9 protein-coding genes, 1 other RNA gene and 1 pseudogene are annotated in these 13616 nt (G+C 38.8%); 6 read left to right on the top strand and 5 right to left on the bottom strand.

Annotated elements, in window-relative coordinates; genetic code table 11:
* Window positions 1–220 (top strand): annotated as a pseudogene (locus tag ACEW8O_RS16555) (DUF5009 domain-containing protein); the annotation flags it as partial.
* Window positions 217–345 carry a hypothetical protein gene (locus ACEW8O_RS16550; RefSeq protein WP_373495734.1) on the top strand — a complete coding sequence of 43 codons (129 nt, stop codon included), beginning with the start codon at window positions 217–219 and terminating at the stop codon, window positions 343–345. The pseudogene ACEW8O_RS16555 and the gene ACEW8O_RS16550, both read left to right, overlap by 4 nt.
* A gap of 9 nt (window positions 346–354) precedes the next feature.
* Here ACEW8O_RS16550 and ACEW8O_RS16545 read toward each other — a convergent pair whose 3' ends face one another.
* Complete coding sequence (locus ACEW8O_RS16545; protein WP_373495733.1) at window positions 355–921, bottom strand: DUF3109 family protein; 567 nt, start codon at window positions 919–921, stop codon at window positions 355–357.
* A 282-nt stretch (window positions 922–1203) separates the two neighbouring features.
* On the bottom strand, window positions 1204–3645 hold the full coding sequence (locus ACEW8O_RS16540; RefSeq protein ID WP_373495732.1) for a TonB-dependent receptor domain-containing protein: 2442 nt from the start codon (window positions 3643–3645) through the stop codon (window positions 1204–1206).
* 232 nt (window positions 3646–3877) lie between these two features.
* Here ACEW8O_RS16540 and rnpB point away from each other — a divergent pair.
* An RNA gene (gene rnpB / locus ACEW8O_RS16535) (RNase P RNA component class A) lies at window positions 3878–4300 on the top strand.
* A 21-nt stretch (window positions 4301–4321) separates the two neighbouring features.
* Window positions 4322–5482 carry a sigma-54-dependent transcriptional regulator gene (locus ACEW8O_RS16530; RefSeq protein ID WP_373495731.1) on the top strand — a complete coding sequence of 387 codons (1161 nt, stop codon included), beginning with the start codon at window positions 4322–4324 and terminating at the stop codon, window positions 5480–5482.
* A 183-nt stretch (window positions 5483–5665) separates the two neighbouring features.
* Here the strand turns inward: ACEW8O_RS16530 and ACEW8O_RS16525 are convergent, their stop codons facing one another.
* Window positions 5666–6661 carry an acyl transferase gene (locus ACEW8O_RS16525; protein WP_373495735.1) on the bottom strand — a complete coding sequence of 332 codons (996 nt, stop codon included), beginning with the start codon at window positions 6659–6661 and terminating at the stop codon, window positions 5666–5668.
* A gap of 71 nt (window positions 6662–6732) precedes the next feature.
* Between ACEW8O_RS16525 and ACEW8O_RS16520 the strand changes: the two genes are divergently transcribed.
* Window positions 6733–7407, top strand: coding sequence for a hypothetical protein (locus ACEW8O_RS16520; protein ID WP_373495730.1), 675 nt, complete (start codon window positions 6733–6735; stop codon window positions 7405–7407).
* A 173-nt stretch (window positions 7408–7580) separates the two neighbouring features.
* Here the strand turns inward: ACEW8O_RS16520 and ACEW8O_RS16515 are convergent, their stop codons facing one another.
* A complete protein-coding gene (locus ACEW8O_RS16515; protein WP_373495729.1) occupies window positions 7581–9998 on the bottom strand; it encodes a thiamine pyrophosphate-dependent enzyme in 2418 nt (805 codons plus the stop codon).
* 442 nt (window positions 9999–10440) lie between these two features.
* Here ACEW8O_RS16515 and ald point away from each other — a divergent pair, with 442 nt between their 5' ends.
* Window positions 10441–11556: an alanine dehydrogenase gene (gene ald, locus ACEW8O_RS16510; RefSeq protein ID WP_373495728.1), complete on the top strand. Its 1116-nt coding sequence runs from the start codon at window positions 10441–10443 to the stop codon at window positions 11554–11556.
* 146 nt (window positions 11557–11702) lie between these two features.
* Here the strand turns inward: ald and ACEW8O_RS16505 are convergent, their stop codons facing one another.
* Window positions 11703–13613: a polysaccharide biosynthesis protein gene (locus ACEW8O_RS16505; protein ID WP_373495727.1), complete on the bottom strand. Its 1911-nt coding sequence runs from the start codon at window positions 13611–13613 to the stop codon at window positions 11703–11705.
* Window positions 13614–13616 lie beyond the last annotated feature (3 nt).

Raw genomic sequence — 13616 nt, 5'->3', positions numbered from 1 at the left:
AAATCCTTTGATCTTATATGTGCTTTCCGGAATTGTGATCTCGGTGATGCACATCATCCAAATAGGTGATATAAGTCTGAAAGGTGTCATTTACGATGCTGCATTCACATCTTGGCTTGGACCAAAAAATGCTTCACTCCTGTTTGCTCTTTTTTATATGCTAGTGATTTGGTTGATCGGATTGTGGATGGATAGGAAGAAGATTTATATAAAGGTTTGATTCAAAATGGATTGGAAGTACCTGTCCGCTACGCCACAGGCGCACAGGCGTGGCGGATTGCAGAATTGAAAAATTGGAAAAATGCAAGATTGCCAAAATTAATAACGGGGATTAAAGTGGAATAAATTTTCTTGTCAGCCCCCTTCTATTTCTTTTACCAATTCAGCATACCACTCTTGTCCATATCTTCTGATCAAAGCATCTTTTAGGAATTTGTATATCGGAACTCCCAATTTGCTTCCCAATTTGCAGGCGGCACTGCAAATATGCCATCGGTCATAATTAAGCGCTTCAAACTGATCATACTTCGTAATCCTGATCGGATACATGTGACAGGAGATGGGTTTTTTGAAGTCTGTTTTCCCATCCAAGTAGGCTTGTTCTATGCCGCATTTTAGTATTCCCTTTTCATCATAAAGGGCATAGGCACATTCTCTATTATCTCCTATAGTTGGTGTCCCCTTGTCACCGTCTTTATCAATGACCCATGTTCCTTGTTCCTCAATTACTTTTCTACCTTCCTCAGTGATATAATCTTTTACTATAGGATATATCCGCTCGATTATGGCCGTTTCCTCTTCTTCCAATGGAGCTCCGGAATCCCCCTCGACACAACATGCTCCTTTGCATTTTTCCAGGTCACAAACAAAAAACTGCTCTTTTATATCGTCACTGATTACAGCATTCCCAACAAGTATCATTTTTAATTGTATTTGGGGGCAAAGGTATGGATATAGATTTAATGATCAATTACTTTGATACCTGAGAAAAAATAAGGAGGGTAGAAATTCAAGAGTCTGATCAATCTTTTGAATTTCTTCTGTTTCTTGCTGTCCATCTTGGATTTTTTTTTAAATATAAAAAAAGAACCGTCCCAATTTCTTGGAACGGTTCAACCCAGCACTATGAAGAAAAGCTATTTAAGCCTTCCACTAGATAACAGTGATGTTTTTGAATTGTTTAAAAATTTTTATTTTTTTTTATTAAAATCTGAATTCATATCCGGCTGTGATAAACCTTGGTATTCCTACCCTTATCCCTTGGGGTCTTCTTGAAGTAATAAACCTCTCGTCAGTGAGGTTTTTGATGCTAAAGTTGAATCTGGAATTCCATTTGGATACATCATAACTGAATACAGCATCAAACACTTTATAGGAAGGAATCAGACCAATTCTACCATCAACAGAAGGTTCTATTGAATTAAGTTCATCTGTAAATTGGTTTCCGATAAAATTACCCGCCAATCTTAAACCAAAGCCGGCGTTTGTCTGAACTGTGATTGCAGAGTTGATAAACCACTCGGGTGAATATGGTGTTCGGTTACCGTTGATATTGACATCACCTTTGAATCTGTCCGCTGAAAATGTTGACCTTAATATTGTCGCATTCAGGTCGTAAGTCACTTTTAAACGGCTCATTCCAAATAGATTGCTCAAGTCAAATACCATGGCCGACTCCACACCTCTATGCAAAGTTGCACCTGCATTTATTACACCAAACCCAATATTTCCGGCCGATTCAGCCACCGGAATAATCTGATTGCTGAAATCCATCACAAAACCTGTCGCTTCGACAAATAACCACCTGGTAGGCTCTGTTCTAAAACCAAATTCATAATTCACACTTCTTTCTGCTTCCAGATCAAGTACATCTCCCATAGCAGTAATGGCATCTTTGGTCCTTGGTGGTGCATAGCCCCTATGTACTCCGCCAAAAACATTTACAGTGGAAGTAGGTCTTATATTGAATCCGACACCCGGGATGATTTCATTGATCACATTGCCTGCAATCAACACAGTGTCCCTGATACCAATGTTGGCAAAGTTTCTTCTTCTGATATCTCTTTCATAATCGAAACTTTCAAATCTTACACCGACGTTTAAATCAGCTTTCCTAGTTATTTCGATTTTGTTCTGTGCATAGGCACTGATAGCATGACCTGTCCTCACCTCATCCTCCACGAGATTACCGCTTTTGACACCTGCTTTTGTTCCATTGACCCTTTGCTCAAAAGCCCTTTCATATAAAAATCTCGTGCCGACAATCAGTTCATTTTGTGTATTGAAAAGTTTGTGGTCTATTTCCAGCCTTGGTTCTACACCTGCTACTTCAAATTGCCTGTTCCTGTTTCCCGTACTGTTTCTCATAAATACTGCCCCACCGGGTACTTCACGGTCACCCCAAACTACACCCGTCCAATTTGCCGGAGGAGTATTGGTCTGATTGATTGTAAAATCCTGTCTGCTCCAGTTTCTTGTTGTAGTATAACCATAGGCTATAGTATTTAACCTTACATTCTTATTGAATCTGTATTTATGGCTAAAGCTCATTGAATACCTACTGACTTCCAATCTATCATCAGGGGCCATTCTTGTAAAATCTTCACCTCCCCTGTCAAACATGACCTGATTGATACCAATATAAGTCGAGTTGGAGGTTTCATTATAAACACCCAACTTCAGTCCCAATTCGGATTTTTCATTGAGGTTAAAAAGAAACTTGGTATTGAAATCCGTGATATCAAATTGGGTTGGACCTACATTATCAGCTCTCTTTTTCAAAAGATTGGCCTGAATTCCTGTATTCCCAAAGGTGTTTCCGTAGTTGACCATTCCTGAGAAAAACCCTCCTTGACCACCCTGTATATAAATTGATCCTTCTTCTTCCTGAGGTGGATTGGCGGTAATATAATTCACAACCCCACCAATAGTTTGAGGTCCAAAAAGCACCTGTCCTGATCCTTTCAATATTTCCACTCCTGACATCCTGTCCATAACCGGCGTATAGTATAACTCAGGCTCACCATAGGGTGACAAAGCTACAGGTACACCATCCTCCAATACCAAAATATTCCTGCTTCTATCCGGGTCAAGTCCCCTGATTCCAATGTTAGCCCGCATACCTACTCCTTCCTCATCCACTACATGAACCCCGGGTGATCTTCTCAACACTTCATTTCCACTTAATGGATTAACGGATTTTATTTCCTTGGCATCTATATAGGTAACCGAACCAGGTACCCTGCTGAACACCCTGTCTTTACTTCCAATCACCGTTATTTGTGGCATTTCTACGCCTATTTCCTCAAAAATTAAATCTAATTCACTCAATTGACCATTGATCACATGGACATTTCTGGTAAAGGTCTTATAACCAACCGCGGAAACTTTGACGATATAATCACCATCCGGTAAATCATATATCTGAAATGTCCCATCAATGTTGGTATAAGCCCCTTTTACTGTCCCCAAAATACTGATGTTGGCAAATGGGATGGTTTCACCTTCCAAGGAACTTACCTTTCCGGAAAGAACAAGAGATTTGCCATCATTATCGCTGAAAGGTTTATGCGCGGCAACCGCACCGTTGAGGGCAATAAAAAAAAGAGTTAATGCAAAAATCCAATTCAATAATTGAGACGGCATATAGAGGAGTAATTCTTATTTAGATTTAATTTAATTAACAGAACAAATGTATTTGCTATTTAAACTTAATCCAAATAAGCAGAAGAGAATCCTGATATTTTTTATTTATAACCAATCTAATTAAATAGATTTTATCAATGATGTAAATGAAAATCAATCAATGGATAACATATAACTTTTGGAATTAGATTTAACGTTGATTAAGATTGATTGAAATTGTCTAAATTTGCAAAGTGCAAGCCGACTTGTCGCTGTCCCGATCCCGATAGCTATCGGGACGGGAAAGAGGAAAGTCCGGGCAACATAGAGCGCCATACTTCCTAACAGGAAGGGATCAAGCTGGTGACGGCTTGGCTACAGAAAGTGCCACAGAAAATATACCGTCTTGTCCCGATAGCTATCGGGATGGATAAGGGTGAAAAGGTGGGGTAAGAGCCCACCGTTCCGATGGTGACATCGGAAGCATGGTAAACCTTATGGGTTGAAAGATCAAATAGGTCCCGCGATGAAACTTTGTTTCATAAAAGGTTGCTCGTCTTTATGCGGGATGGGTAGATCGATAGAGCCATTCTGTAAAGGATGGCCTAGATAAATGACAAGTGATACATTCATCAGGAATGTTGAACAGAACCCGGCTTATAGGCTTGCACCTATTTTAATCACTTAAAACACATTTATGCCAAAAATTTTAATAATTGATGATGAAAAGATCATCAGGTCTACACTGAGGGAAATTCTCGAATACGAAAAATACCAGATTTCTGAAGCGCAGGATGGGGAACAAGGATTGAAAATGTTAAAGGAGGAAGAGTTTGATCTTGTCCTTTGTGACATAAAAATGCCTAAGATGGATGGATTGGAAGTTTTGGAGAAATCATCCGAATTAGAAAAACCACCCCAATTTATTATGATTTCGGCACATGGGTCAATTGAGACCGCTGTCGAGGCAACCAAAAAAGGTGCGTTTGATTTCGTGCCCAAACCCCCTGATCTTAACAGGCTTTTATTGACCGTAAGAAATGCCCTTGACAAAAAAAATCTGGTTTCGGAAACAAAAGTTTTAAGGAAAAAATTGTCACAAAAACTTGATATGGTAGGTAAATCCTCTTCCATCAATCAAGTAAAAGACACCATAGAGAAAGTCGCCCCAACTGAAGCACGGGTTTTAATAACCGGCCCAAATGGAACCGGAAAGGAATTGGTAGCACACTGGTTGCACAAAAAAAGCCACAGGGCTGATGCACCTTTTATTGCTGTCAATTGTGCTGCAATTCCTGCTGAGTTGATAGAAAGTGAACTGTTTGGGCATGAGAAAGGCTCCTTTACCTCTGCTGTTAAACAAAGGATAGGTAAATTCGAACAGGCGGATGGCGGTACCTTGTTTTTGGATGAGATAGGAGACATGAGCTTATCTGCACAGTCCAAAGTCCTTAGAGCACTTCAGGAACACAAAATTACCCGTGTAGGAGGTGACAAAGACATCAAAGTGGATGTTCGGGTATTGGCAGCCACCAACAAGGATCTAAGAAAGGAGATTGAAGAAGGAAACTTCAGGGAAGATTTATACCACCGTCTCAGTGTCATTCTAATCCAAGTTCCTCCCTTAAAAGAAAGAAAAGAAGACATTCCCCTTTTAGTGGACAAATTCCTTGAAGATGTAGCCAACGAATATGGAACAGCCAAGAAAGAAATATCCAAAGAGGCCATTTCTAAACTTCAGGAATTTCCATGGACAGGAAATATCAGGGAACTACGTAATGTTGTTGAGAGATTGATGATTTTGGGTGAAAAAACCATCAGCTTGGATGATATAAAAAAATATGCTGACTATGAGTAGTCAGCTTATTTTTATCCTTTGATCTCTTTGGAATCTACAGCTTTTGCATAAGCTGGACAAGGCTTGCTCGAGGCACAGGCACCTAGTGCCAGAATACCTACGGCTATTACAACAATTGCTAATCTTTTCATACTTTTCATTTTTTGGAAACCAAATATGTTTAATTCTTAAAGGAATACAAAATTAATTGACCATTAAATTACAGCCCCTAATCTCACTGTTATCAAATCTGCCAAGTACTTCAAGACTGCCGTCAGGAGCGATTTTGCCCAAATCCTGAGTCTCAATAAATGCGCATGAATGAAAATTGGCAAGGTCAATAATATTGATTCCACCCTGTGACCTAAATATTAAGGAAAGAGGGTCGTTGATGTCTCTCAATAAAACGTGCATCGTAGAAGGTAAATTGTATTTCCCGTTTCCTTTGGAGTATGCTTGGGACATCAGTTCAGTCATTCCGTATTCGGAGTGAACCTCCTCTACATGAAAAACTGGCTTCAAAATATCATGCAATTCTTCCCTGATCAACTCCCTTCTTCTACCTTTCATCCCCCCCGTTTCCATCAAAAAAAAATTTTTATTTTTTGGTATTTTTAAGCCACTTTCTGCCAGATCCAGTAGCGCAAATGTAACTCCGAGCAATAAAACCTTTCTGGAATCATTTCTTAATTCTTCTAATTTAATGATGAGTTCTTGGTGATTATACAGGTAATATCCAGAATGTGGAGAATTGGATTGCCGGATCAAATGATCTGTCATCCTCACCAAGGAACTGCCGGGACGCTCTAAATAAGATGGCAATAAGGCCAAAATATGATAATTATCAACAGGACCATACTCCTTTTCAAATAGCTGTTGGGAATGTTTCAGATAAAATGCTTCATCCCAGAAATAATGCCTGCTTGTAATGCTTCCTGTAGTACCACTACTTGAGTAAAATCCTTGAAAATTCCGGATTTCTGAACTTATGACATCATGATTTTTAAAAAATCCAATGGGAAGAAATGGAATTTGATCCATTTGTCTGATATCAGCAATCCTGATTTTTCTTAAATTCAGGTATTGGCGATATACAATATTATTTTGGGCCTGAAATCTAAAAATCTCCAACGCAAATTTCTCAAAATCCGGAAAGTCATGGGAAAGAATCCTCTGCCCATAACTTTTGAAATGATTGATCGTTGTATTATTTGTCATCCAAAATATGTAGTATTTTGACTATACGTAAATTCCTGTAAATTTACAGCAGCATGAGCAATGTAAGAAAATATTTTGTTTTAATATCGCTGATTTCGATTTTAGGATCCTGTATCTCTCCTCCTGAAAATTTCCCGACGGTACCCGAAATTTCCTTTAAAGATATAAGGTTTGTTCCTACTGAAGGATCAGATTCTTTGATCGTCAGCGTCAATTTCAAAGATGCTGAGGGTGATTTAGGTCTAAACCCTACCGACATAGACCCACCTTTCAATCCTGTTACTTTTAGAAGAGACAATGGCGGCAACCTGATAGTTTACAGCACTAGACCAAATGATGCCCCGTCCTTCAATCCAATCGATTGGCAGATCAATCCTATCGTGAACAATGTAAGAGTCAATGATACAATTTGGGTGGAACAAAACCCCAATCATAATAATATATTTATTAAGTTTTTTATAAAAAGAAACGGTGTATTTACAGAATTCAGATGGCAAGATCCTCCCTTCTTTACTACCTTCAATGGACGTTTTCCAAGGATTGTTAACAATGCCAATGGTCAGCCAGTGGAAGGTAGTATCCAATATGCCATGCTTTCCTTTGGATGGACATCAATTTTCAGGACTGATACACTCAGAATAGACGTAGAAATTCAGGATAGGGCTTTAAACAGGAGCAACCTGGTTTCAAGCCCGGAGGTGACTCTCAATCAGATCAGAAAACCCTGATAAAATAGAATATTGTAGTTTGCTTTATTTCGATTATTTTTTTTGAAAAGGACGGAAGACCGAAGACGGAAGACGGAAGAAAAGTTGGCCTTACTATCTACTTCTAACAACAATCTGAATATTCACTAAAAGAAAAAGCTTCGGATATCTCCGAAGCTTTTTTAATTCATTTTTCAGATCAATTCCGGAAATTGTTGAGGATTTGATTCAGAAATCATTTCATAGACCTTTTCAACTACATCTTCTACTGAAGGTTTTGAAAAGTAATCCCCATCCGAAGAATATGCTGTCCTGTGTTCTTTTGCTGTAAGTGTAGCGGGTTCGGCGTCTAATTGAAAATATCCTTTTTGACCTTCTATGACCTGCTGCATCATAAATGCTGAGGCCCCGCCGGGTACATCCTCATCTGCAAATAATACTCTGTTTGTCTTTTTGATGGATTCTACAATCCTATGACTATTATCAAATGGAATCAAAGTCTGAACATCAATGACCTCAATGTCTATTCCCAACTCTTGAAGGTCAACCACTGCATCCATTACGATTCTGCACATAGAACCATACGTGACAACAGTCAGGTCTTTCCCCTCCTTCAAGATTTCAACTTCACCCAAAGGCAGCTTAAACTGACCAATATTCGATGGCATTTTCTCTTTGAGTCTGTATCCATTGAGACATTCTATCACAAGGGCCGGTTCATCTGCCTCTAGAAGTGTGTTATACATTCCTGCTGCCTGCGTCATATTCCGGGGAACACAGATCATCATTCCTCTTAAAGAATGTAACAACATGCCCATCTGAGAACCGGCATGCCACACTCCCTCCAGACGATGTCCCCTTGTTCTGACAATCAAAGGAGCTTTTTGTCCCCCTTTGGTCCTATACTGAAGATTGGATAAATCATCTGCCAAAGTCATCAAGGCATAGTATATATAATCCAAATATTGGATTTCAGCCATTGGCCTCAAGCCTCTTAAAGCAGCGCCAATTCCTTGGCCGATTATAGTACATTCTCTGATACTGGTATCAGAAACCCTGTATTCTCCATATTTGGACTGAAGACCGGCAAAGGCCTGATTAACATCTCCGATTTTCCCTACATCCTCTCCAAAAGTTAAAAATCCGGGTTCTCTTTCCAGGATTTTATCAAAACAGGCCTGAAGGATCTCCCTACCATCAACCAAACTGGCATCTTCATGATATTCAACTTGAACGGCTTTTATATTTCCAACCCTAAACTTAGATTGGCTGTATAAATGGCTACTATAACGGTCTTCATTCTTAATCCTCTGTAAATTATACCAGCTTTCCAGTTCAGATCTGACGTCCTCAGAATCACCTCTCATAGACCAAAGTGCCCTCCTGACTGTACTGATGACATCTTTGCGAATAGGGTTTAAAGTCTTAGTCAGATCATCTGCCAGTTGCTCTAAATCCTGACCATTGGATGATTGAGAAATCACTTTTTTAATTAAATCTACAGCTTCAAATAGTTCGGTTTTTATTTCTCCCGAAAATGCTCTCCAAGAAGCATCTTTTTCCTGCTTTACAAAAGCTTTAGCTTCCTGATCTATGACATCTAGTTCTTCTTGAGTAGCTAATTCATTTTGGATAAGGTAATTTCTGAATTTCAGAATGCAATCATTGTCCTTTTCCCAATTCAAACGTTCTTTTGACTTATATCTTTCATGCGAACCTGAAGTTGAATGGCCCTGCGGTTGAGTAACTTCCACTACATGAATAAGCACCGGCACATGCTCTTCTCTTGCTATTCTTGACGCATTTTCATAGGTCCAATCCAAGGCCTCATAATCCCAGCCCTTTACAACAAATATCTCATAGCCCTTTTGGTCATCGTTCCTTTGGAAGCCTCTTAGTATTTCTGAAATGCTACTCTTGGTGGTGTGATACTTATTTGGCACTGAAATCCCATAACCATCGTCCCAAACGGATACCACCATTGGTACCTGCATTACGCCGGCGGCATTGATAGTTTCAAAAAACATACCCTCGGAAGTCGAGGCATTTCCGATAGTGCCCCAAGCAACTTCGTTACCATTGTTACTGAATTCAGAGAAAGATTTCAGACCTGGATTTTCACGATACAATTTGGAAGCATAGGCCAATCCCAAAAGCTTTGGCATTTGGCCTGCCGTTGGGGAAATATCAGCTGAGGAATTTTTGATGGACATGAGGTTCTTCCATGTTCCATCATCATTGAGGGATCTAGTAGCAAAATGCCCATTCATCAACCTTCCTGCTGAAGCCGGTTCGAGTTCTACATTAGTATGGGCATATAATTGAGCAAAATATTCTCTTATAGAAAGCTGATCTATCGCAAACATAAAGGTCTGATCCCTATAGTAACCTGCACGAAAATCCCCATCCTTGAAGTATTTGGCCATGACTATTTGTGCAAGCTCTTTACCATCTCCAAAAATCCCAAACTTAGCCTTTCCCATAAATACTTCCTTCCGCCCCATAAGGGATGCCTGCCTACTCTCCTGGGCAATGCGGTAATCCCTCAAAAGGGTCTCCTTCTTAAATGCTTTGGAATGCTTCTGCTTAGAGTTTGTTGCCACTGCTTTCATTTTATATAATTAGTAAAGCTAATTGGATATGGTCTGGTAAAAACCGGGTACGTCAAAAATAAAGAAATTTAAGATTTTTACAAACTACGAAACAGAATAATTCTAATTTTTTACAAAAAATTTTATTAAAAAAATGAATTAAAAATATTATTTACAAAATATTATTCTTTAAAAATTGCAAATAATTTATTAAAATCGTTGGCAAAAAGGTAAATACATACAAAACCAATTGCGGTATTCATAATTTTAAAATAACCGATATTAAAATTTACTAGAAACACATTTTTGAAATTATATTCAATAAAATTTAATATTATAAAATAAAATTCTGAAAACCTTCCATTTTACTATTCCATTCAAAATAAGTGGGAATATTTTGGGTTGTATTACCATCAGCTTATTATCTTTGCACAATTGTTTTACAAACCCAAATTTTAACAAAATGATAATAGGAATTCCAAAGGAAATTAAAAACAACGAAAACAGGGTTGCCATGACTCCGGCCGGAGCAAAAGAACTCGTCAAAAAAGGACATCAGGTCTATGTTCAGCATACTGCCGGAATGGGCAGTGGTTTTCCTGACGATGAGTATACCGCAGCCGGAGCAGCTATTTTACCCACTATAGAAGATGTTTACGGCATAGCTGATATGATTATAAAAGTAAAGGAACCTATAGAACCTGAATATAATTTGATCAAAGAGGGACAATTACTGTTTACCTATTTTCACTTTGCTTCTTACGAACCGTTGACAAGGGCCATGGTAGAAAGTAAGGCCGTCTGTTTAGCTTATGAAACAGTGGAAAAATTGGACAGAAGTCTTCCATTATTGGTACCTATGTCCGAAGTAGCAGGTAGAATGGCCATCCAAAAAGGGGCTAATTATTTGGAAAAGCCATTGAAAGGCCGTGGAATATTGTTGGGAGGAGTTCCGGGTGTGTTGCCAGCTAAAGTTTTGATACTTGGTGGTGGGATTGTGGGAACCCAAGCGGCATGGATGGCAGCAGGTCTAGGTGCAGACGTTACCATCATGGATGTTTCCATTCCAAGGATGAGATATTTGGCAGACGTAATGCCTGCCAATGTCAAAACCATGATGTCCAATGAATATAACGTCAGGGCAATGATCAAAGACGCTGACCTGATTGTAGGCGCTGTCCTGATTCCCGGTGCAAAAGCACCCCATTTGATTACAAGGGATATGTTGAAGGACATGAAACCAGGGACTGTATTGGTAGATGTGGCCGTGGATCAGGGTGGATGTATAGAAACCTGTAAACCAACTACTCACGAAAACCCAACTTATATCATAGATGATGTGGTTCATTATTGTGTAGCGAATATGCCGGGCGCAGTTCCTTACACCTCCACCTTGGCCCTGACCAATGCCACATTACCCTATGCCATTCAATTGGCAGATAAAGGTTGGAAAAAAGCTGCACAGGATAATGCAGACCTTATTCCCGGACTTAATGTTATCAATGGAGAAATTGTTTACAAGGCAGTAGCTGAGGCATTTGATATGTCCTATGTTCCTGTTGAAAAATATCTGGCATAATTGGCATAATTCATTCAAAGTCAAAAGAAAGTATTTAAATCACAATCATTTGATAGAACGCTGATGGAGCTGATTATGCTGATTATGCTGATACACACAGGTAAATGAATCAGTGAAAAATCGGCGTTATCAGCGTTCTAAAAAAATCAATTTAACCTATCCAACACTTCAAATCTCGAAACACTGCTTTTGAATTCGGGAATAATTGATTTCAAATGAAATACAAGGTCATTTTCAGAACTTTTTCCAACCATATTAAAGAAAATCTCAAGCTGACTGTCTATTTTATAGTAATGCACACCTGAAACCTGTGCGATTTTGATTTTGGGATGATGGGTGATTTTTGCGATTTCAGAATCATTGAGCAATTCTTCATATAATTTTTCTCCATCTCTCAATCCTGTAAATACAATGGATATATCGTCACCGACTTTTTTCCCACTCAAATGAATCATATTGACAGCTAAATCCAAAATCTTAAGTGGTTCTCCCATATCGAAAGCATAAATTTCACCGCCATTGCCCATAATACCTGCCTCAATCACCAACTGACTTGCTTCAGGAATTGTCATAAAATATCTGGTCACATCAGGGTGAGTAACAGTTATCGGTCCTCCTTTTTGGATTTGTTTTTTGAACAATGGGACCACTGAACCATTTGACCCAAGAACGTTTCCAAACCTTGTAGTAATGAATCTTGTATATGATTTTTTATGGTGATTCTCCAGGTAGGTATTCAAAGATTGAACGTACATTTCCGCCGCTCTTTTGGTAGCCCCCATGACATTGGTAGGATTTACGGCTTTGTCTGTACTTACAAAAACAAACTTTTCAACATGGTATAATACTGCAAGATCAGCTAAAATCTTTGTCCCAAGTATATTACTTTTTATAGCCTCCTCTGGATAATTCTCGATCATGGGTACATGCTTGTAGGCAGCAGCATGAAAAACTATATCCGGTTTAATCTTGCTAAAAACAGCTTTCATACTGCTTTTATCTCTGATATCAGCCAATATAGTTATATGCGGGGTTATCATACCGGATTCTCTCAAATCAATATCCAGCTCATAAAGCGTAGATTCAGCCATATCTAACAGTACAACCATCTTCGGGTTGTAAAACATGATTTGGCGGCACAGTTCACTCCCTATTGAACCTGCAGCTCCTGTCACCAATACCACTTTATTCTCTAATCCTGATTTGACCCTTGGATTTTCCAGGGATATTTGTTCTCTTCCCAACAGGTCCTCTATTTTCAGATCCCTTATAGCCTCAGAGTTAAGTCCCCTGTTTATCCATTGATTCAAAGGCGGAACAATACTCACATGGATTTTATGGATATAACAGGCATCAATTATTTCTTTTTTCCTTTGGACAGATAGGTCCCTTACGGCGATGATCAACTCAGAAACACCTTGGTTTTCAACTAATTTTGATAGGCTATCAAGACCCTTATGAATTTTTTTCCCTTCAATGATTTTTCCTTCTTTTTTTGGATCATCATCAAGGAAAGCTGCAATCACAAAATTTGAATTGCTATCTCTTTTGATCACGTCATTGGCAATGATACCGGCTTCACTGGCCCCAAAAATAACCCCTACTTTTACCTTATTATTAACAAAACCACTCCTAAGATAGAGAAAAAGCTCTTTGACAAGGAGCCTGTAAAATACCAAAAGGAAAAGTGACGTCAGGGCAGCAATTATCAATACAGAGGTAGGAATTAAATAGTTTTTGAAAATCAGTCTGTAATAAATAAGATTGGCAAATGACGCCAAGAAAAAACTAAACAAAATTGTTTTAAAGATAATGACACTATCCCTGAATCCTGTGTGCCTGACAATCCCTTGATAACTTCGTGTCCATAACATCACGATCACACCAAGAACCATAAATACCAAAGATCCAAAAAAAGCATTGTTTTGTTCAACTAACTCCAGCTCAAAATTAAACCTAACCAAATAGGCGAAAAAGGCAGATTGGAATAAAATAAAAGCATCCAAGGATGCAATGACCCACCGGGGCAAAATTCTGATTTGTTTTAAAAAATCCATAAC

It is taken from the genome of Aquiflexum sp. (assembly GCF_041749095.1).
Classification (GTDB): Bacteria; Bacteroidota; Bacteroidia; order Cytophagales; family Cyclobacteriaceae; genus Aquiflexum.
Note: the sequence above shows the minus strand (reverse complement) of the source record. Positions and strands in the feature narration are given on the sequence as shown.